The sequence below is a fragment of the Halomonas sp. 111 genome, assembly GCF_052379685.1.
Classification (GTDB): Bacteria; Pseudomonadota; Gammaproteobacteria; order Pseudomonadales; family Halomonadaceae; genus Vreelandella; species Vreelandella citrativorans.
In genome coordinates this window covers 91,217-108,086 of sequence record NZ_JBQSYV010000007.1, presented here as the reverse complement: position 1 = coordinate 108,086, position 16,870 = coordinate 91,217, and the positions used below count along the sequence as shown (strand labels likewise).

The 16,870-nt window shown below is 55.9% G+C and carries 29 protein-coding genes and 1 other RNA gene; 1 reads left to right on the top strand and 29 read right to left on the bottom strand.

Annotation, left to right across the window (positions count from 1 at the left end; translation table 11 throughout):
* Position 1: 1 nt before the first annotated feature.
* The 26 genes from ACT3T7_RS07295 to ACT3T7_RS07170 all read right to left on the bottom strand — a co-directional run bounded on the left by ACT3T7_RS07295 (position 2) and on the right by ACT3T7_RS07170 (position 12,285).
* Positions 2-304, bottom strand: a complete 303-nt coding sequence (locus tag ACT3T7_RS07295) for a hypothetical protein (RefSeq protein WP_444630518.1) — start codon at positions 302-304, stop codon at positions 2-4.
* Positions 301-654 carry a hypothetical protein gene (locus ACT3T7_RS07290; RefSeq protein ID WP_444630517.1) on the bottom strand — a complete coding sequence of 118 codons (354 nt, stop codon included), beginning with the start codon at positions 652-654 and terminating at the stop codon, positions 301-303. The genes ACT3T7_RS07295 and ACT3T7_RS07290 overlap by 4 nt, the downstream gene beginning before the upstream one ends.
* Entirely contained in the window at positions 648-1,262 is a 615-nt protein-coding gene (locus ACT3T7_RS07285; protein WP_444630516.1) for a transglycosylase SLT domain-containing protein, read from the bottom strand. The genes ACT3T7_RS07290 and ACT3T7_RS07285 overlap by 7 nt, the downstream gene beginning before the upstream one ends.
* Positions 1,259-1,432, bottom strand: coding sequence for a hypothetical protein (locus ACT3T7_RS07280; protein WP_444630514.1), 174 nt, complete (start codon positions 1,430-1,432; stop codon positions 1,259-1,261). Before ACT3T7_RS07280 ends, ACT3T7_RS07285 begins: the two co-directional genes overlap by 4 nt.
* Before the next feature lies 1 nt (position 1,433).
* Positions 1,434-1,727, bottom strand: coding sequence for a putative holin (locus ACT3T7_RS07275; RefSeq protein ID WP_444630513.1), 294 nt, complete (start codon positions 1,725-1,727; stop codon positions 1,434-1,436).
* A 151-nt stretch (positions 1,728-1,878) separates the two neighbouring features.
* Positions 1,879-2,190 carry a hypothetical protein gene (locus ACT3T7_RS07270; protein ID WP_444630512.1) on the bottom strand — a complete coding sequence of 104 codons (312 nt, stop codon included), beginning with the start codon at positions 2,188-2,190 and terminating at the stop codon, positions 1,879-1,881.
* Positions 2,191-2,220: 30 nt separating this feature from the next.
* Positions 2,221-2,649, bottom strand: coding sequence for a Mor transcription activator family protein (locus ACT3T7_RS07265; protein WP_444630511.1), 429 nt, complete (start codon positions 2,647-2,649; stop codon positions 2,221-2,223).
* Positions 2,642-3,028: a hypothetical protein gene (locus ACT3T7_RS07260; protein WP_444630510.1), complete on the bottom strand. Its 387-nt coding sequence runs from the start codon at positions 3,026-3,028 to the stop codon at positions 2,642-2,644. The genes ACT3T7_RS07265 and ACT3T7_RS07260 overlap by 8 nt, the downstream gene beginning before the upstream one ends.
* Entirely contained in the window at positions 3,025-3,474 is a 450-nt protein-coding gene (locus ACT3T7_RS07255) for a hypothetical protein (protein ID WP_444630509.1), read from the bottom strand. The genes ACT3T7_RS07260 and ACT3T7_RS07255 overlap by 4 nt, the downstream gene beginning before the upstream one ends.
* Positions 3,475-3,511: 37 nt before the next feature.
* Positions 3,512-4,081: a gp16 family protein gene (locus ACT3T7_RS07250; protein ID WP_444630507.1), complete on the bottom strand. Its 570-nt coding sequence runs from the start codon at positions 4,079-4,081 to the stop codon at positions 3,512-3,514.
* Positions 4,078-4,524, bottom strand: a complete 447-nt coding sequence (locus ACT3T7_RS07245) for a hypothetical protein (protein ID WP_444630506.1) — start codon at positions 4,522-4,524, stop codon at positions 4,078-4,080. Before ACT3T7_RS07245 ends, ACT3T7_RS07250 begins: the two co-directional genes overlap by 4 nt.
* The gene (locus ACT3T7_RS07240; protein ID WP_444630505.1) at positions 4,521-4,925 is read right to left on the bottom strand and encodes a hypothetical protein; all 405 of its coding nucleotides are present in this window, start codon (positions 4,923-4,925) and stop codon (positions 4,521-4,523) included. Before ACT3T7_RS07240 ends, ACT3T7_RS07245 begins: the two co-directional genes overlap by 4 nt.
* Before the next feature lie 9 nt (positions 4,926-4,934).
* An RNA gene (locus ACT3T7_RS07235) (hammerhead ribozyme type II) lies at positions 4,935-5,000 on the bottom strand.
* Positions 5,000-5,260, bottom strand: coding sequence for a hypothetical protein (locus tag ACT3T7_RS07230; protein ID WP_444630504.1), 261 nt, complete (start codon positions 5,258-5,260; stop codon positions 5,000-5,002). The genes ACT3T7_RS07235 and ACT3T7_RS07230 overlap by 1 nt, the downstream gene beginning before the upstream one ends.
* Complete coding sequence (locus tag ACT3T7_RS07225; RefSeq protein ID WP_444630503.1) at positions 5,257-5,493, bottom strand: hypothetical protein; 237 nt, start codon at positions 5,491-5,493, stop codon at positions 5,257-5,259. The genes ACT3T7_RS07230 and ACT3T7_RS07225 overlap by 4 nt, the downstream gene beginning before the upstream one ends.
* On the bottom strand, positions 5,490-5,732 hold the full coding sequence (locus ACT3T7_RS07220; RefSeq protein ID WP_444630502.1) for a hypothetical protein: 243 nt from the start codon (positions 5,730-5,732) through the stop codon (positions 5,490-5,492). The genes ACT3T7_RS07225 and ACT3T7_RS07220 overlap by 4 nt, the downstream gene beginning before the upstream one ends.
* Positions 5,729-6,100 carry a hypothetical protein gene (locus ACT3T7_RS07215; protein WP_444630501.1) on the bottom strand — a complete coding sequence of 124 codons (372 nt, stop codon included), beginning with the start codon at positions 6,098-6,100 and terminating at the stop codon, positions 5,729-5,731. The genes ACT3T7_RS07220 and ACT3T7_RS07215 overlap by 4 nt, the downstream gene beginning before the upstream one ends.
* A 1-nt stretch (position 6,101) precedes the next feature.
* Positions 6,102-6,734 (bottom strand): DUF3164 family protein, encoded by a 633-nt coding sequence (locus tag ACT3T7_RS07210; protein ID WP_444630500.1) that lies wholly within the window; start codon positions 6,732-6,734, stop codon positions 6,102-6,104.
* 3 nt (positions 6,735-6,737) lie between these two features.
* Positions 6,738-6,980 (bottom strand): hypothetical protein, encoded by a 243-nt coding sequence (locus ACT3T7_RS07205; protein ID WP_444630499.1) that lies wholly within the window; start codon positions 6,978-6,980, stop codon positions 6,738-6,740.
* Between the two features lie 2 nt (positions 6,981-6,982).
* A complete protein-coding gene (locus ACT3T7_RS07200) occupies positions 6,983-7,399 on the bottom strand; it encodes a hypothetical protein (RefSeq protein WP_444630498.1) in 417 nt (138 codons plus the stop codon).
* The gene (locus ACT3T7_RS07195; protein ID WP_444630497.1) at positions 7,396-7,746 is read right to left on the bottom strand and encodes a hypothetical protein; all 351 of its coding nucleotides are present in this window, start codon (positions 7,744-7,746) and stop codon (positions 7,396-7,398) included. Before ACT3T7_RS07195 ends, ACT3T7_RS07200 begins: the two co-directional genes overlap by 4 nt.
* Positions 7,739-8,356, bottom strand: a complete 618-nt coding sequence (locus ACT3T7_RS07190) for a hypothetical protein (RefSeq protein ID WP_444630496.1) — start codon at positions 8,354-8,356, stop codon at positions 7,739-7,741. The genes ACT3T7_RS07195 and ACT3T7_RS07190 overlap by 8 nt, the downstream gene beginning before the upstream one ends.
* A 2-nt stretch (positions 8,357-8,358) precedes the next feature.
* The gene (locus ACT3T7_RS07185) at positions 8,359-9,105 is read right to left on the bottom strand and encodes an AAA family ATPase (RefSeq protein ID WP_444630495.1); all 747 of its coding nucleotides are present in this window, start codon (positions 9,103-9,105) and stop codon (positions 8,359-8,361) included.
* A gap of 64 nt (positions 9,106-9,169) precedes the next feature.
* Entirely contained in the window at positions 9,170-11,374 is a 2,205-nt protein-coding gene (locus ACT3T7_RS07180; RefSeq protein WP_444630494.1) for a Mu transposase C-terminal domain-containing protein, read from the bottom strand.
* Between the two features lie 33 nt (positions 11,375-11,407).
* On the bottom strand, positions 11,408-11,884 hold the full coding sequence (locus ACT3T7_RS07175) for a helix-turn-helix transcriptional regulator (RefSeq protein WP_444630493.1): 477 nt from the start codon (positions 11,882-11,884) through the stop codon (positions 11,408-11,410).
* Positions 11,885-11,988: 104 nt separating this feature from the next.
* On the bottom strand, positions 11,989-12,285 hold the full coding sequence (locus ACT3T7_RS07170; protein WP_444630492.1) for a helix-turn-helix domain-containing protein: 297 nt from the start codon (positions 12,283-12,285) through the stop codon (positions 11,989-11,991).
* A 211-nt stretch (positions 12,286-12,496) separates the two neighbouring features.
* Here ACT3T7_RS07170 and ACT3T7_RS07165 point away from each other — a divergent pair, with 211 nt between their 5' ends.
* Positions 12,497-13,156, top strand: a complete 660-nt coding sequence (locus ACT3T7_RS07165) for a helix-turn-helix domain-containing protein (protein WP_444630491.1) — start codon at positions 12,497-12,499, stop codon at positions 13,154-13,156.
* A 462-nt stretch (positions 13,157-13,618) separates the two neighbouring features.
* Here ACT3T7_RS07165 and ACT3T7_RS07160 read toward each other — a convergent pair whose 3' ends face one another.
* From ACT3T7_RS07160 to dctP, 3 genes are read right to left on the bottom strand one after another with little or no spacing between them, the layout of a single operon-like run.
* Entirely contained in the window at positions 13,619-14,923 is a 1,305-nt protein-coding gene (locus tag ACT3T7_RS07160; RefSeq protein ID WP_087110758.1) for a TRAP transporter large permease, read from the bottom strand.
* Positions 14,917-15,540, bottom strand: a complete 624-nt coding sequence (locus tag ACT3T7_RS07155; protein WP_087110760.1) for a TRAP transporter small permease — start codon at positions 15,538-15,540, stop codon at positions 14,917-14,919. Before ACT3T7_RS07155 ends, ACT3T7_RS07160 begins: the two co-directional genes overlap by 7 nt.
* 46 nt (positions 15,541-15,586) lie before the next feature.
* Positions 15,587-16,609, bottom strand: a complete 1,023-nt coding sequence (dctP, locus tag ACT3T7_RS07150; RefSeq protein WP_087110762.1) for a TRAP transporter substrate-binding protein DctP — start codon at positions 16,607-16,609, stop codon at positions 15,587-15,589.
* Positions 16,610-16,870: the final 261 nt, after the last annotated feature.

Below are 16,870 nucleotides of genomic sequence, written 5' to 3'. Positions count from 1 at the left end.
CTTAGTCGTTGTCGTCGTCTTCTTCGGCGCTTTGCGCGCACGTATCGGCGTGTTCTCGAATACGGGCGACTTTAAGCCAACCCCGTGCGCCCCATTGGTGTAAATCGGTGATGAACAGCGCCACGTCGGCCTGTGAGTAGTCGCCCATGGGGGGCAGCGGCTGGCGCTCGCGCTCGGTCATGCCTGCTGGCGTCGCGCACTGGTAAACGTTGATAGCGGGTGGCGGGGGCGGTTCGGGCGGCTTGCTTCCGCAGGCGGCCAGCAAGGCCCCGGCGGCGACGATCACAATGGTTCTCACGGTCATGGCAGGCGCTCCAGTGTGTCGCGCAGCACCGGGGCTACGGGTCCATCGTCCGTCGTTGGAGTGCGTTGGATGCGTTGGCGTAGGGTGTCGTAGCCTTCGGCTTGCGCGGCCAGTTCCTCTTGAAGCGCTTTAATATCGGCTTCTGCGAGACGGTGCAGGCGTACGACCGTCTCTAAGTCGCCCAACGCTTCTAACGTCTGCTGGCGTGCAACCTCTGTGCGCGCTTGGGCGTTTTCAGTGGCCTGCTGCTCAATGGCCACCATCTCTTTAAGGTGCTTCACGTAAAGATGCTGAAACCACAACCCAAGGGCCAATACGCCTACCAACGCCAGAGTGGCTTTACTTAACATGGCGCACCCCCTTGCCAGCCTGCCCGCGTATACCGGGGCGTGAGCGTTAGTAGGATGTGGCGCACATAGTGGCGGTTTTCGCGCAGGGCCCAGCCAGCGCGGGCGGTGTACTTCTCAACGCTGTCAAACCACACACCGGCATCATCCCCGGCAGCGCGGGCCAGGCGCTGGTCGCGCTGCACCCAGCCGAGCCCACCGTTGTAGGCGCTAAGCGCGAAGGCCCAGCGCTGGCATTCATCAGCGGCGCTAGCTAAACGCTTCCAGTGCCATTTGTTGTAGCGGGCCTGTGCCCGCATGGCCCATGTGGGCGAGTAAGGCGCGGCTTTCCCCAAGTCCGGGTAGATCTCGGCGATCCATGCCGATGTTCCCGGCATGAATTGGCTAAGCCCTTGGGCGCCCACGGGGCTATCAACGTTAGGCCGCCAGCCGCTCTCCTGATGGATCTGCGCGGCATGAACCGCCACACGGCCCTTCATGCCCCATTCCTGCTGCACGATGCGGGTTAGCTCGCGCTGGTGCTGTTGAGCAGCGCTGGGGATTTGGGCATTGGCGGGTGTGCAGGCAAACACGCTGGCAAGCGTGATGATGGCTAATAGCAACCGGGTCATGCTGCCTCCTTGGGGAGTTCAGCAGCAGCACGTTGCACAACATCTTGCAGCTGCATGTAAAGCACCAGCAGCTTGGGGCCAGCGTTGGGCTTGCCATCAAGCGCTTTGATCTCAGCAGCAAGCCGTTCGCCTTCCTTCAATAGCCAAGAGGTGTTGGCATGGGCGCTCATCTCAAACCCCCAGACCAAGGGCCAAGATAGTGGCGGCGATGATGATCGTACGGCGAAGCATGAAGAGCCCAAGCGAACTCGCGGACAACGCGAGGAGATTGCCGGGACGAGCGTACGGGAACATGGACCGGTCGATCCAGTAGCCGAGGTAGGCACCCCAACACAATTTGGTCAGCGACCAAAGCAGCACGCCAAGCTGGTGGGGGTAGAGAAAGCCCACGGCAATAGACGTGATGATAGCGAGAATCAACCAAGGGCCAATGCGGAGCTTGTCGAGCAGGGTTTGCTTATTCACGGGGATAGCCTCAATGCAGGGGGCGGGATGCAGTGAGGTCAGGATAGGGGCTTCGCGTGGGGCGCTGGGAATAAAGCGTTTTAGGATTTTTCAGGGGCTAGAAAGAAAACAACCCGCCGGGGCGGGTTTGTTGGGGCATCGCTAACAGTAATTAACTGGGGCAGTCCGTAATCCACAGCACGCTAAATGTAGGCCATTGTGATTCTAGATAAACAGCTCTTCCACCATTGTTGGCGATGAAGCGCTCATAGCCAGAATAGGCACCATAAGCATTTTTCCCGTTTACCTCACCACATACAGTTTCCAGTCCGTTAGATGCTTTGCCACTTTTAATGTTACGGAACTGAGCAGAGTCAGGGTCTCTCAGCCGGTCAGCTACGGCTTCTTTCGACTTTTTTACATGCCCTGAATCGCACCCTACTAGCAACAATGTCCCTATAACTACCCCTACCAATACCTTCATGCTAATTCCCCTGTTGTTATCGCGGCTAGCTTAGCCGTTTACGGATTCGTTGAACAGATCCGCTTGGCGGCGAGCGCGGGCCAGTTTCCGCTGCTCAGCGATGATGTTGTAGACCTGCACCGCCGTAATGCCTGCCCGTGCTGCCAGCTCATCAACGTTATGGCCGTTGTGTAATTCCCACAGGGCGCGGTCGCGTAAGGCGCGCTCCAAATGCTTGCCCTGGGGTACGTACAGGCTGCGCCCACCGGCCAAGCGAGAAATGGCACGCACCACGGTAAAGGCGTGGCGGCGGGCACAGTGTGGGTCTTCTCCGGCTTTTACCAGTGCATGCTCAACCACGCTGAGCATGTCGCTTAGGCCTTGCGGCCACTTCTTTAGGATCTCCGGGTCCAAGTGTTCCAGAGCATCATCGGGAACCTCGAAACCCATATCGAGCGTATCGTCATCGTGCTTATTCACGGTGGTTTCCTCGCGTTGAGTGTAGGCCGAGTTCGGCGATCATCATTCTCAGGCGCTCTCGGTTGGCTTGGCGCTTGGCTTCGCTCATGGGTGGCTTGGGTAACCGTGGGCGTGGCAGGCGTTCGGGTAGCATGGCCAGCAGTTGGCGCGGCGCTGGCCAGCGTTCTGACTGTGCGGCCAGCCGGTTAAAGGCGTGGCGAAGGCGGCGGGCGTCTTGCTGCTCATCCCAGCCGATCGGCGCGGCCCAGAGCACTTCTATCCATGTCTGGGTGGTGTATTCGGCTTCGTCTTCCCACGGGGCGCTGGGCAGGCGCAGCACCAGCAGGCGCATGACGCCATCGGTGACGGCGTTACGAAACCATGACGCAATCTGGCTCATCCTTCACGGCTCCGGTTGGCGGCTTCCAGGGCGCGCATCATGCCTTTGGATACAGGCTTGGGGCATTCCGGGATATAGAGGCTAGGGGCTTGCGCCCGTGCGCCTTGGGTTTCGACCACGCGCTTGAGGTAGTTGTGATTGCGCAGCGGGCGCGTGTCTTCGCCGGTGTCGCGCTTGGTGCGGATGGCTTCGACGGTATCCGACAGTGCCACACCTACCACCAGCGTATCGGTGGCCAACGCCAAGGCTTCGCGCATAAGGCGTAGTTGGCGTTCATAGGCCATGGCGCGGGTTTTCCCCCGGAACAGGCCAATATAGGCTACCAGCGGGCGTGATACGTCACGGGGCAGGTCTGCCAGTATGGCCATCATTTCGCGCAGCGCTTCATCTTCCATAGCGTGTTCCAGGCTGAACTGGGTGTGGCAGCACGGGCAGCGGGTTTCCATGGTGTTCTCCGGCGTTTAAACGTGGGTTAACGGCTGCTTAACAGCTGGGGTCAAAGGTCTGGATAAAGCGCGGTGGTTCCGGCAGCAGCGTGGCCAGCTTTTTCAGCATGGTCAGATTGCGCTCCCAGCCCTTCGGTAGCCGATAACGCTCGACCAACTCTTCGCGCGTCTTGCCCATGGCGGTAATGCACTCATCCACGTACGCGATGAGATCGCGCTTTTGGTGCTCTACATCCAGCGCGGCAATCACGCCTTTGAATTGCTTTTCAGTGCGCAGCCAGTCGATGCGTTCAATGCCTGTTTGGCACTTGGCAATGGCTCCGGCGTACTCCCATGAAAGCCCCATGTCGGTCAGCTGTGCTTCGATCTTGGCCATCTGCTCATGCTTGTTGAAGGTGTTGGGCACACGCCCTGCACGCTTGGGGGCTTTGGGCTGCCAGCCCAGGCGGCGGAACTCGTGCAGCACGCCGCCCACGGTGCGATCCGTCAGGTCTTTAGAACTGCTGACGCCCGCCGTGCGGGCGAGAATGGCGCGGTAGTCGTCGTCGCTTAAACCCAGCTGCGCTTTAGCGATGTGGATCTGGGCCAGCTTGCCTTTGGTGATCATGACGTGGCTCCGTTCATCTGGCGGCGTACCGCGTTACACCAACCGCCGCAGGGCTTGCCGTGGTTGTTTCCCTCATGGCACGCAAACACGCCCTGGCGCTTTACAGCGGCGTGGAAGTCCCTCTGAGTGTGCAAGCTTTTGCTGGCCTCGCTTCCCTTACGGGCGGCACAGCCGCCGCACATCGGCACCGCCTGGTTTAGAGCGTCTTCCAGTTCCTGACCTTCCAGAATGCGCACCGGCTTGGGCTGGTAGCTGAGGCAGGTAATGCCCGCGCCGGGGTCAGTTACCCAGCCGCCCTGGGGCCAAGGTGCGCCGTCTTTCATCTCAATCATGCCTTCGATGATCTGGCATTCACCCAAGTGCTTGCACACGCCGCAGAGCATGGCGAAGGCTTCGGTCCACTCTTCGCCCAAGGGCTTGAAGGGGATGCGTTCGAGGGTCATGACGCTACCTCATCTGCCTTGATCTCAAGATCAGGGAAGTGTTTCTTGAGATGAGCCACCACAGCGCCCTCGGTGCCAAAGGTTGGTACTACGCCGATCACGCGTGGCGCTACCATGCGGTCGGCTTCTTTCTTGCCAAACGCCCGCTTAAATTGTGCATAGTACTTTTTGGGATGGGGCGCACGCTTCATTGGTCGCCAGAATCGGCCTTCGGGATGCACGGGCTCGCCATCCTTAGTATCCGTCCACTTGCCTTCCACGGTGCCGTTTATGTAGACGTAAACGAAGATCTTCTTTCCGTCATGCACCTTGGCCAGTGTTAACGTGTAGCCATCCGCCAGTAGCTCTACGGAGCCACCCAAGTGCGCTAGGCGCTCTTTGATTTCTTTCCACTTGTCCATTGTTCACCTCATCGGCTGCTCATCAGTGCCGGGCCACCACGCCCAGCAGACGCCCCACGCGGGGGCGTTTCGCTTTAGCGCTTAGCTGTTTGTGCTTCCTCCAAGGCGTTGCGCGCTCTCACAAACGGCTCGGCGTGCATGGTTAGGCCGTCAAGATCGCTATCTGCCAGCTCGCCCAGCAGCTCTTCAAGCGCCTCTTGCAGCTCCTGTTCGATGCGTAGACGGTTTCCGTCAAAATCCACTGCGACGACTTGGCCGCCTTGAAACTCGGTAGCCGCGCTGTAGCTTGGCTGAACGCCTTCAGGGAAGCGGACAACGATGGTGTGTTCGTTCATTGGTTCTCTTCCTGCATGGCCTTAATGGATTCGGTAAGGGCATTGGGTTGACCAGCAGGTCGCACGTTGTTGGCGTTGACGTGGATCAGCCGCCCGTTGCTGGCGCGGATGAACGCCACATCGCCCTTAATGCTGACCAGCATTCCCTTACGCGCCGAGAAGCTGATCTGATTGCCTCGACGTACCGTGCGCGTGTAGCTCACGCGGTCGCCGTACTTGAGTGCGTTGCTCATGCGGCACCTCGGTTAGCGCGGTAAGTGATGTGATATCGGTACTGGATGCCCGCCGCTGTGTCTGAGTCGCGCAGGTAGTCGTTAACGACGTTGACCTTTGGGCCATATACCTTACGGGCGACGGCCAGCGCCGCTTCGCGGTGCGTTGACCCGGTGGCACGCTTACCGCGCAGGGTGGCGACAAAGCCGCCCATGGCGGGGCTAACGCGGATAGAGGAAGCATTCAAGACGGTGCTCATTGGGCGGCCCCCGTTTCAAAAGCTTCTGGGTCAGCGATATGGCCATCGTCGTCCACGACACCAACCTTCCCGCGTAATTGCTGTTCAAGCTCGGCAGGATCTCTCCATTCGCAAGCTGGACAACTCCGGCTCTTGGCCCATTTCACAAAAGCAACAACAGCTTCGATGGCACTCTCAACTGAGAATGACTCAGGCACGCCCGGAACTAGCAGTGTCCGGTTGTCATAAGCAAGCCGTGCCACCACATCGATCTCCCGCTTAAGCTCTGGTCGAGGGCCAGTAGCAATAACGACAGCACCTCCAGGAACACGCTTGCCCACCTGAATTTCTCCACTGGCAAAGCAATATGCGCTGACTTGATTTTTCATCTCACACCTCCGCGATGTTGAGGCTGATGGGCTGGTAGCGCTCGGTTTCGCCGATACGCTCATAGATGCGTACGTAGCTTTTTGAGCCGGTGACCTGTACGGCGTCGGCGATAGCGTCCATGGCTTTCAACCAGCGCGGGTCGTCAAAGTCGTGGCGGCGCAGGGCTAGCACCGCACCGGTGCGCAGGTTGCCTTGCTTGTCGGTACGGAAGGCGTCTTGCACGATGGTTTTCACCTCATGGCCAGCGCCAGACGTCCAATCGCGCAGGCACTCATCAATCAAGCCCTTGGCGGCTTCCAGGCGTTCATCGAAGGTGATGTGATCGGCCACTTGGCGCTGGATCTTGTAGCGGCCATCGAAGCTCAGCAGCGTGACGTTGCCTTTCTTCCCGCCCACATTGACGCCGTACTGCTCAGCGGAAAGCTGCACAAAGGTTTCAATGTCGCCAAAGGCGGCGGCTTTAAACTGTTGCAGTTGGCGGTTCAGCTCGATGGCCTGGGTGACCAGTTCGATAGTTAACTCATCGCGTGCCTGGTCGATGGGCTTAATACTTTCCTCCGGGATAAGGCGCCCTTTGGCGTCCATCCAGTAGCCTTCTGGAATTTTGGGGGGCTCGGTCGCTTTCGTGTTCATGGGTTACTCCTGGTCCTCGTTATCAATCTGATCTGTCACGGCCTGGATGGCATCGAGATAGCGCTGTGTGTCTGGCCTGTTGATGATGACCAGCGCTCCAAAGACGTTGTTGTCGTTATCAGCGAACACGCTCGACACTTGGCCAGCAGCTATCTCATCCATATCGCTAATGACCTGGCTGACGGTTCGGCTGCCGATGGTCTTGATGTTCAGTAAGCGCCCCATGGCGCTGTTAGGCATATTCATGTTCAGGCTCCTTTACGGGCTTGCTTGCGTTCAAAGTTGGCGGTGGCGCGGCTGGCACCACGGTTGTGGCGGTGGTGGTGCAGCGGCTCTATCAGTGCGCCATTGCGCTGGCGCAGGGCCTTGCTGTTACCCAGCCCCAACATCCACTCTTCCCACACGGCATATTCAGGCGGCAGTTCGAAAGGCTCTTCGTCCGGTACCGTCTCGGTGGCTGCCGTTAAGCCGGTGTCCCAGCGCTGCCAGAGAGGCAGCACGGCGGCGTGCTGGGCGGGCAGCAACGGAAACGGCTCAAACGCCAGGTGTTCGTAGCGTTCAGGCGCGGCCAGGTATTGCTGCAACGTGATGCCGTGGCCTTTCAGGTACATGGCCACATAGCGTGCGGCGTAGTGCTCCAGGTATTCGTCGGTGTAGGTGGTCATGAGCCATCTCCGTTATCGGTGGTGATCACTGCCGTGTTGAGCTGGCTGTTCGGGCAACCGCTTCGGCAGGCGCGATAGAGACGCACCCGCTGAGCATTGGTGGCGGCAAACGGCTGGCGCTGGCAGTCAAGGCACTGGCGTGATGAGATCTCGCCGAGTACCGGGCAGTGAACGGCGCTGCCCATTAACTCGCCTTCAACACGCTTTTGAAGGCCGCTTAAATCACCGGGGTAAATACCTCTGATGGCCTGGCTGATCATTGAGGAAGAAACCCCCAGCCGTACGGCGATACGCTTTTGGCTGCTTTCATGGCAGGCCTGCTGTAGCACGTAGATCCAATCACTCATCGCCGCCGTCCTCGGGCCGCCAGACGACCGCTTGCTTGTTGGCATCCCACACTTGACGGATGCGTTGGATCTGCGGCGCACGGGGGCCGCTGTAGCGGCTGGGCAACAGGCGAAAGCGCGTGGCGCGGTTGGGGCCACCTTCTGCGGTAACCACCAGATACCCGGCGCGGGCGAGGTACTGGCAGTAGAAGGCAGCTTCCTGCACGGCCACGGGGTGTTCTTCGGTGCTGGCCTGTAGGGCCAGCTCGTGGTGGTTGAAATCGCCGATGATGCGCATGGTTCGCCACAGCTGCTCTCGGCCGTAGCCGTGGGTGACCTGGCTGCCGTCCTTGCGCACGCGGGGTGCTTCAACGCCGGTGTCTCGCACCAGCGACCAGGTGGCTTTAGGGAAAGCACCGTTAACACGCTCGGTGGGCCGCTCGCGGTTGAGGTAACCGGCCTTGGTGAGGGCTTCTACGTAGCTGCGCAGTGCGCCTTCCTTGAGGCGGGTGGTGGTTTCCAGCTCACTGATCGTGAACTTGCGCAGCTTGCGGATGGCTTCCCACATCGTTTGGCGGCCTTCGGGGCGCTTGGCGTTGGCGGTGAGGTGTACGGGTTTGCGACCTGCCATGGTTACACCCTCCGCTTCGGTGCTTCGCCGCTGTACAGCGTGCGTTGGCCCCAGGTGGCGGCATCCATGGTGTTGTCACCCTGCACCAGCGTTTCCTGGCGGACGTGTTCGATGTTGACGCAAATGCGGCGGGCAGCGCCCCGGCTGACTTCCAGAATGCGCTCCAATAGGTCGTCGGCAATCGTTACATCGCGGCAGTACATACGCGCCAAGGCGCGGGTATCGTCCAGGTCGCAAGGTTGGGCGGGCGTCCATGAGAGCATGCGGTTGTGGAAGCGCTCCCATTCGCGCAGCTTGGCGGGCATGTTCTCCTCACCGATCAGCAGGATCGCGGCGTTGCTACCTTCGTAGATGTCACGGATCACCTCGACCGCTTTCTTGGTGACGATGTGGTCCATCTCATCAATGATCAGCGGGCGTTGGCTTAGCACAAGCTGCTCGCTGATCTGGGCGGTCATCTCAGGAATGGTCTTCGCAGGAGCAATGCCCATCTCCGTCAGGATTGAGAGCAACAGGAATTTCTTGGTCCAGGTGCTTTTGCACTCGACGTAATAGGCGCGGTGCTTGTTAGCCACGTAGGCGGCGGCGGTGCTTTTTCCCCAGCCGCTGGGGCCGTAAAAGGCCACCATGCCGGGCAGGTGCGCGGGGCGGTTAAGGGCGCGTTCCATCGCCATGTTGCATAGCGCTACGTTCTGTAGCGGGGCGGTGGTCATGCTGTTGACGTTGACCATTGGGGGTTGTTGAGTCATCATTTGCTCCTGTTTTTTGCATTGCATTGGCCCGTTCCCTTCCTCACAAAGGGCGCGGGCTTTTTCATGAGCGTTCGCCGTGAGCGCTCAAACCTAAGTCGTCATAAACCGATGTCATCGAGCGGTATTCGCCGGTGCCGGGGTAGGTCTGGTGAAAGCGCAGGTCGATAGCGTTGAGCTGATCCCCGGCTTGTACGCGACGATCCAGCCGCAACCAGCGTTGATAGCGCCGCTTGGGGGTATCCACTTCCGCTACCGTTGCTGGTTCACCGGCCATTTCCGCCGCCAGCTTTTGGCGCGCATCGCTTTGCGCGGGCGTGGCGGGTTCGGGGATGGGCGGCAGTTCGCGTTTAGCAGCCTGCTGGGCTTGGCGTAGGCCTTCGGGGGTGTAGTCGAGGCTTGGCCGGTGCAGGGTTTCGATGTTCTGGATTTGCTCTAACTGATGCTCAAGCACCACTTGGCCAATGTTGCGATCCACACCTTTCTTGAAGTCGCGGAACTCTTTTTGCTGGGTGGCCACGAAGCGTTTTTGGGCCGTGCGTGAGGCGGCAGCGCGCTCTTTGCGTGAGATGCCTAGCAGCTCTGCACACTCTGCAACGGCGATAAACTCGCCCTCTACATAGACGTACAGCCTGCCGATATCCGCTTCGTCACGTTTAAGCACTGCTGAGCGGCCCACGTGCTCGAATAACGCGGGGGCATCGTAGGAGTTACCTTCAAAGCGAATGCCTTTTTTGCCAATCACGCGGGTGCCGCCGATCTCTGCTAGTAACAGGTCAAGCGCACGCTCATCGTTGATTCGGCGGACAGGTGCGGTCCAGGCGTTGGCAACTTCAAACGGTGTTTTGTTGTTAAGGCCGCTATGAGTGTTGTGGTGATAAATCGAACACCATTGATCAAGGATCAGCTGGAGTTCGTCACTGGTCATTTCGACCTCGACGGTTTCTCCTTTGGTCATGATGCGTTGCGCGAAACTCTTACGCGCTTCAATCACCTTTCGCTCGGCGACGTTGTGGCCAATGAAGCCGGGCAGCAGGTCAAGGATGCCGTGGCTCATGGTGCGGAAGGCGCGCTCAACGGTGCCTTTTTGCTCGGAGGCAAAGGGCAAGCACAGCTCTTGCTCTACTTCTAAATCACGCAGCACGCTGGTGAACTGCTCGCTCACGTAGTCCTTGCCGTTATCCGTACGGGCAATTTCGCAGATACCCCAGTCCAGAGCGGCTCGGCGGAACACTTGGCACACCGCCTTGGCGGTACTGGTTTTTGAGACGTATAGCTTGAACCGACGTGAGTAGAGGTCGATGGTGCCAATCACGCTGTGGCGGCCATCGGCTAACAGCCAGTCACCGGGGGTGGAGTCCAGCTCCCACACCTGGTTAAGCCGCTCGATACGCTCATGGTGACTACCCACCGCCGCCATGTAGTTGTTCTTCCAGGCATCCGGGTTCGTCGCATAGGTGTAGGCCTGGGCGTTTTCGGCTTTCCACCAGTCCATAAAGCGCTTGTAACTGGACACTGAGACGCGGTCTTTGCCGGGTTCTTCAGCGCTTATATAGAGCTTCACTTTTTTGGGTGTGATGTGTGGCCGTTCCAGCATCAAGCCGATCACCATCGCTTCAAGGCCGTCGATCTCACGGACCTTAAACTGCTCTTTACGCCCACCGTAATTGTCGACTAACCCCCACAGCCCTTCGGCGCGGTAGTCGTAATGCCACTTTTTGAGCGTACCGGCGTTGATGGAGCGCGTGCCTTGGTACTCAGGCATCCACTGCCATACGTTGTCGGGCAGGGTTACGTCGCCAGTATTGGCCAGCTCGGCAAATTGGTTCAGGGCCGGGCGCAGGCTAATGCCACGGCGGCGCTTGAAATCCCACAAGGCCAGCAGCACCGCTTCACGCGCCTTGGCGCGCAGGCGCTTTTCGCTGTTGGGGGCCAGCGCGGCAAACTGTTTCATACCCAGTTGCTTACGCGCTTGGCGGGTGGTGTCGTCGTCGGCCTGCGCTTGGTTCAGGTGGCGACCATAGGCGCGGGCGTCTTCTACCTGAGCACTGTTGTTTAGGCGATCTTGCGCGGCGGCAATGGCCTGCTTTTCGTTTAAGGCGTTTTGCACCGTCACTGGTAAACGATCAGCGACGTATAGGCGGCGCTTGCCGCCACGGCCTTTGGCTATGTCGAAGGCCCAGCTTTCACGGTTAGCCCGTTTCTGAGCAGCCTGCTGGCTAACACCCAATGCGTCAGCAATGGTGCGCATTGAGTAGTTCTCACTCATGAGCGGCACCTAAATTCTTGGCTGCTGGCATCTTTATGCTCCCTCGAATAGTTCAAGTTCTGGCGCGCTGGCTTTGCGCACGTTTTCGCGGTGGCCAGCGAGTTGCTTAATGGCTTGGGTGACGCCCTCAAGCGTTGCGTCGACATCGCGTTGCTCGCGGTAGAAGCCACTGAGGTGTTCAACCGCTTTGTTCAAACAGGTCTGCAAATCCATCAGGTCGTTCTGGCTACGCGCCCGGCCTGCCGGTATATCGATCACTAGCTTCTGGGCACTGCCCGCGATCCACTGGGTGATAAAGGTGGCATCGCACGCAAACTCAAAAGGGCGGATGCGGCGGGTAGGTATGCACCCATCGGCAATCCATTTGTAAACCGACCATTCGCTCACCCCGACTAGGTCGGCCACTTGGGCAACGCTACGGTTGTGCTTGTGCAGCGCGTAGTCGATACACAGGCGTGTGGCGTGTTCCAAGCTATGGGGTTGTACGGGCTTCCAGCGCTTCCGAGTCATTGGAAGTGTGTCCTTGTTCAGTAGCTACAAACGTGGCGCTGCTCTGCATCTAGGCGCGTTGAATAACGGCGGTTAGGCTGAGTGGCACATGATTGGAGTTCGACCTATGCTGCTTTTCTATTGGCGTGACCACGATGCTGTTTGTCGGCACCAGTGGTATCCTTGCCCTCGTAACGACTCGGCCAAATGGTCTGAGCGTCAGTGCCGATCGCTTCGGCAATCAACCGCTCACCTCTCGGCCAGGGTCGATCAAGGGCAGTGGTTAGCGTGGTGGCGGACTTATAACCGTGATGCTTGGCGAGCTTTCGCAGAGACCAGCCAGCTTTACGGACAGCGGCGACAATGTCGGCGCGGTGCCAGTCTCGAAGTCTGGCTTTTTTTGACGCACTTTTTTCATTCATGTCTAAAGACTCTTTACGGCTAGTGGGTTAGTACATGAATCAACTTTAATCCCGAATGTGGGTTATATCAACCCCTTTCGTAGGTTGTAACTTCGCTTTGTGTGTCAGAGAGGCCGGGGCTTTGTTTAAGTTATTGTTATTAATGGTGAATAATGGAAGCTACAACCTGTATCGAACTTACAACCATGGGTTGTAGCTTTGGGGGTGGGAAGTGACAACCACAATCGGGGAGAGAATAGCCTACATACGTGGTGACAAAAGCCAGGCGGCTTTTGCTGAATCCATCGGTGCGCATAAAAACTCAATAGGGAACTACGAACGGGGTGAGCGTACTCCTGATGCAGGTTTCATCCACAAGCTCGTTCAGGCAGGCTACAACGCAAATTGGGTGCTAACAGGCAAGGGGCCAATGATCCTCATTGATGAGGCTCACTCGGCAACAGGGAATGGGCTTCCGCCTTCGATCCACGAGGATCAGGAGGCTAGCTTCGCCTTTACTGGCACTCCTAAGAGCAAGTCTAGTGAGGGTTACGAAGAAGATGATAGCGTAGGGCCGGTACGTATTGAGGAGATGGAGGCTCACTTTGAGCGCGCGCGCAAGGCCGATATAGAGGCCGGTACCAGCAGTTATGCGCAAACGCTACCCATTCCAATGACTGTATATGTGCGCCTTGTCGGGCCTTTGGCTGAGTTGGCGCCGGACGATGAATGGCATCGTGAGGCTATATTAGCGAGAGCTATCAGCGCGCTGAGGGCGCTTACCTATGATGATCCAGTTGAGATGCTCCACTTCCAGGAGCCAGATCTGCGCAATATAGTTGCTTCCGCTTGCACAGCCTATAGAATTGCTAGTGAAAGAAGAGGCGTGTAACTGCTGCTAGATTCAGTAGGGATATTCAGAGTAGAGTTAACGGGTCTTTAAAGGGCTTTGAAACACCAATGTTAAGTGTCGCAAACTATGCGGTACGTTCCTGAAAAATACCGCTATCCATTCGACACGCCGCTTTTCCCTGCGCGACCCGCGCCACTTCCTTGTAGCCCGCGCCACTGTGGGCTTCAACTCACATCAACACGCTGCAACCCACATCAACCCGCTTTCCTTCCATCTGTCCTATACCATTTGATAAGTCACAATAGTCTGGCACAACAATTGGGACAACCTTCTTGGCAGTGATTAGCTCTTTTCTTGCAGCCTATTTGGCACTGGATCGAAACAAGACCACTTTTCATCTTGTTGATCTGCCCCGACCCGGGTCGGTAACGTTTAGTTTCGGTGAATCATATTTTACTAAAAGTAAGCTTACGTCTTATCTCACTCGATAGGGCATACCTGTTAGGTAATGCCCAAAATAAACCTAGGTAGGGCCAGTGATAACTCAGGTATGAAGGTCACTATCAGTACCATTGGAAGGTGGCCAAAGAGCAAAAACTTCATTGTGACCCCAAAGTACTTATCGAGAGATATTTTACTAACGCCTGCAGCCATATAAAGCATAGGTGCGCATGGTGGTGAGACATTACCTAACCCTAAATTGACGCCAACAATAGCGGCAAAATGAATAGGATGTACGCCAATAGCAGTGGCTAATGGCAGCAGCACAACTGCAGCTAAGATGCTGCCGGAAATGTCATCGACAATCATGCCGATTAAAAGCAGAACGAGATTTATAAGCAATAGAATGACGAGTGGGCTGTCTGATAGTCCCAGTAGAAAGCCTGTCACTTGGCTCGGCACCTGTTGAAGGATCATGGCGCGGCTCATCATGAAGAGAAAGAAAAGCACGGCAATGATTGACCCAATCGTCAATGTGGCTTGAATCAAGCCATTCCAGAATGCCTTGACGCTAAGAGTGCGGTAGAGCACAAATCCAGCAAAGGTGGCGTATACGAAGGCTATGGCTGCTGCCTCAGTAGGCGTCGCTATGCCTCCATAAATGGTGCCCAGGATGATGATAGGCATTAGAAGTGCCCAAATTGCGCTTTTACCGCTTTTCAAGATCTTAATGCCAGCCTGTCGTACAGGCAGTTTTTCATCAACTTGTATGTTGGGGTTGTTGCGCAGGAAAAAGAAATTCAACCCGACGTAGATAATCATCAGTAATACGCCGGGAATGACGGTGGAAAGAAAGGCAGCGCTAACGGAAAGCCCACCCGTTATCGCGAAGACGATCATCGGTACCGAAGGTGGGATGAGCAGTGCAAGTACCGAAGAGCATGCTACCAAGGCGGTTGCATGGCCAACAGGATAGCCCTCTCGAACCATTCGCGGAATCATAATCTGGCCAATCGCTGCGATGGCGGCAGAAGATGAGCCAGAAATGGCTCCAAAAAGAGCACACGTTATAACGGTAACAGCTCCCAGGCCGCCCTTAACTCTTCCTACGAAGGCATTGATGAAGTTGAGTAAGTGTGTGGATATCCCCGCTTGGGCCATTACCACGCCCGCTAATACGAAAAGAGGTAGCGCTAATAACGCAAAACTGGTTGTCGTTTGAAATGCATAAGGAATAAGGAATGAGATATCAGCACCAGTGCTGAGCAAATAGACAAGAGCACCAAGACCAAAGGCGAAGGCTATCGGCATTCCCAAGAGTAATAAAGCTACAATAATCCCGAGAGCTAGGGAAAAAATCAGCATCGTTGCCTCTCTTCTTTTTGTATGCGACGAAGGTCAAGGAACTGGTTAATCGTTTGCATGAGCAACGCTAATATAGTGCCTAAAAAGCCCACTACTAATGAGGCAGACCACAACCACCTAGGCCAGCGCATATAGGAGCTCAAGCGACCTCGATCGAAATCAAACATGGCGTACTTAATGGCAAAGTAACCAAACACCACGCAGACAGCTATGCTCAGTAGGGACATGCAGAGATTGATGATTTGGGTCTTGCTACGAGATTTAACAATAAGATCTAGTATGCCGCCGCGTATATGCTCGCCCTCTCTAGTGGTATAGGCAATAGCCGGAAAATAAATCCATGCTCCTAGCAGCAGCGCAATCTCTTCAATGCCTAGAAATGGGGAGTTAAAGACGTAGCGCATTAGCACTTGACCAAACATCAAGCCACCCAAAAGAATGCTAAATATTGCCAGCGAACTTTTGAGAAGCATTGCATAAGCGGCTTCACACTTTAAAAAAACTGAATAGAGTGGGCTAACAGGAAAGTTTGGCACGGCAGTCACTTCTGCCACCTGGCTTACCTGATGGCTTTCATCCGCAGGGGAAAAGTCTTTTTCCTTTTCTTGTATTGGCATCACTTTACTCCAAAGAGAAAGGCCCACTAAACGCGGGCCTTGGGTCTTACTCAATACCAGCGGCTTGTCTCAGTTTTGCCATAATTTCGGAGCCGACCAGCTTCTCCATTTCAGGCCATTCTGTTTCATGAACAATTTGTGCAGCAGTGGCAATCTGCTCATCACTGAGTTCGACGACATCAATGCCTGAATCTCGCACTTTATCCAGGAATTCTTCACTCAAGCTCTGAGCCTCATCCCAAGACCACAGCACAGTGTCGTCGGCAGCGCTCTGTAGTAAGTCGCGGTTCTCCTCAGAAAGTCCTTCCCACCAGTCTTTATTCACTAGCCAGAAAGCAGTTTCAAAGTAGTCATTGGTAAGAATGTTCGTTTCCAGAACATCTCGCTGCTGGTAAGTTTCTACTGCAGTCGAAAAGGCTCGGGCATCGACTGTACCTAGCTGTAGGGCGGTATAGACCTCTGAGAGTGGAATAGGTACTGATGCGAAGCCAAGGTTACGGAAGCGGTCAATGGCGATAGGGACAGGTGGTACACGGACCTTAATATTGTTGCCATCTTCGGGGAAGTTGACAGGGACTTCTCCTACGCCTTTGCGGATAACAAGGGAGCCAAAATCGGTAGGGATAATGCCGATAGTATGCAGGTCGAGATCATGAAATATGCTGTTATAGACTTCTAGCATTTCGCCATTAGGCCCATAGACATCCCGAGCGTCTTCCCAGTTCGAAACAACATAACCAAGCCATGAGAGGTCGAGGCGTTCGTCAAATTCCGAGGCACCCCAAGTCAGCGTCATCGGCACAACGCCTTGCATGGATTGCTCAAATAGAGACGTCCAGTCTCCTAAATCACCACCTTGGTGGTAGGCAATCTGAAACTCCTCACTTTCCTGAATCTCGTCGATAAAACGCTCAGAAATAGCGTGGAAGATATGATCGCTTGGCATGGCATGTGCCAATATGAAGCGCTCATTAGCTTGCGCTTGGGACGTAATGCCCACGCTCGCCATAGCAACGGCTGCAATCGCTACGCTTGTGCGAATCTTCGTAAGCGGTAATCTTTTCGGCATCTCTACTACTCCTTTCTTGTACTTTGTTTATTAAGAAGAGTTTTATAGTATATATTAGCTTAATAGACTGGGTGTTGAGCTTTAGTGCATGGTTTTTAGTTCTTGAAAATTATCCGCTATTGCTGTTTATGTTTTCTAGATCTAGATAAAGATTAAAGCCACCTTTGATCAACTTCTAGTTAATCAAAAATAGATTTACCCCTCCTGTCACTAATAGGTTTTTTTGATTTATATCAAGCTCTTCAAATAACTTGACATTGC

Coding starts and splice junctions, on each gene's coding strand:
- ACT3T7_RS07295 (WP_444630518.1), bottom strand. CDS start 304: ATGACCGTGAGAACCATTGTGATCGTCGCCGCCGGGGCCTTGCTGGCC.
- ACT3T7_RS07290 (WP_444630517.1), bottom strand. CDS start 654: ATGTTAAGTAAAGCCACTCTGGCGTTGGTAGGCGTATTGGCCCTTGGG.
- ACT3T7_RS07285 (WP_444630516.1), bottom strand. CDS start 1,262: ATGACCCGGTTGCTATTAGCCATCATCACGCTTGCCAGCGTGTTTGCC.
- ACT3T7_RS07280 (WP_444630514.1), bottom strand. CDS start 1,432: ATGAGCGCCCATGCCAACACCTCTTGGCTATTGAAGGAAGGCGAACGG.
- ACT3T7_RS07270 (WP_444630512.1), bottom strand. CDS start 2,190: ATGAAGGTATTGGTAGGGGTAGTTATAGGGACATTGTTGCTAGTAGGG.
- ACT3T7_RS07260 (WP_444630510.1), bottom strand. CDS start 3,028: ATGAGCCAGATTGCGTCATGGTTTCGTAACGCCGTCACCGATGGCGTC.
- ACT3T7_RS07255 (WP_444630509.1), bottom strand. CDS start 3,474: ATGGAAACCCGCTGCCCGTGCTGCCACACCCAGTTCAGCCTGGAACAC.
- ACT3T7_RS07250 (WP_444630507.1), bottom strand. CDS start 4,081: ATGATCACCAAAGGCAAGCTGGCCCAGATCCACATCGCTAAAGCGCAG.
- ACT3T7_RS07245 (WP_444630506.1), bottom strand. CDS start 4,524: ATGACCCTCGAACGCATCCCCTTCAAGCCCTTGGGCGAAGAGTGGACC.
- ACT3T7_RS07240 (WP_444630505.1), bottom strand. CDS start 4,925: ATGGACAAGTGGAAAGAAATCAAAGAGCGCCTAGCGCACTTGGGTGGC.
- ACT3T7_RS07230 (WP_444630504.1), bottom strand. CDS start 5,260: ATGAACGAACACACCATCGTTGTCCGCTTCCCTGAAGGCGTTCAGCCA.
- ACT3T7_RS07225 (WP_444630503.1), bottom strand. CDS start 5,493: ATGAGCAACGCACTCAAGTACGGCGACCGCGTGAGCTACACGCGCACG.
- ACT3T7_RS07220 (WP_444630502.1), bottom strand. CDS start 5,732: ATGAGCACCGTCTTGAATGCTTCCTCTATCCGCGTTAGCCCCGCCATG.
- ACT3T7_RS07215 (WP_444630501.1), bottom strand. CDS start 6,100: ATGAAAAATCAAGTCAGCGCATATTGCTTTGCCAGTGGAGAAATTCAG.
- ACT3T7_RS07210 (WP_444630500.1), bottom strand. CDS start 6,734: ATGAACACGAAAGCGACCGAGCCCCCCAAAATTCCAGAAGGCTACTGG.
- ACT3T7_RS07205 (WP_444630499.1), bottom strand. CDS start 6,980: ATGAATATGCCTAACAGCGCCATGGGGCGCTTACTGAACATCAAGACC.
- ACT3T7_RS07200 (WP_444630498.1), bottom strand. CDS start 7,399: ATGACCACCTACACCGACGAATACCTGGAGCACTACGCCGCACGCTAT.
- ACT3T7_RS07195 (WP_444630497.1), bottom strand. CDS start 7,746: ATGAGTGATTGGATCTACGTGCTACAGCAGGCCTGCCATGAAAGCAGC.
- ACT3T7_RS07190 (WP_444630496.1), bottom strand. CDS start 8,356: ATGGCAGGTCGCAAACCCGTACACCTCACCGCCAACGCCAAGCGCCCC.
- ACT3T7_RS07185 (WP_444630495.1), bottom strand. CDS start 9,105: ATGACTCAACAACCCCCAATGGTCAACGTCAACAGCATGACCACCGCC.
- ACT3T7_RS07180 (WP_444630494.1), bottom strand. CDS start 11,374: ATGAGTGAGAACTACTCAATGCGCACCATTGCTGACGCATTGGGTGTT.
- ACT3T7_RS07175 (WP_444630493.1), bottom strand. CDS start 11,884: ATGACTCGGAAGCGCTGGAAGCCCGTACAACCCCATAGCTTGGAACAC.
- ACT3T7_RS07170 (WP_444630492.1), bottom strand. CDS start 12,285: ATGAATGAAAAAAGTGCGTCAAAAAAAGCCAGACTTCGAGACTGGCAC.
- ACT3T7_RS07160 (WP_087110758.1), bottom strand. CDS start 14,923: ATGCTGATTTTTTCCCTAGCTCTCGGGATTATTGTAGCTTTATTACTC.
- ACT3T7_RS07155 (WP_087110760.1), bottom strand. CDS start 15,540: ATGCCAATACAAGAAAAGGAAAAAGACTTTTCCCCTGCGGATGAAAGC.
- dctP (WP_087110762.1), bottom strand. CDS start 16,609: ATGCCGAAAAGATTACCGCTTACGAAGATTCGCACAAGCGTAGCGATT.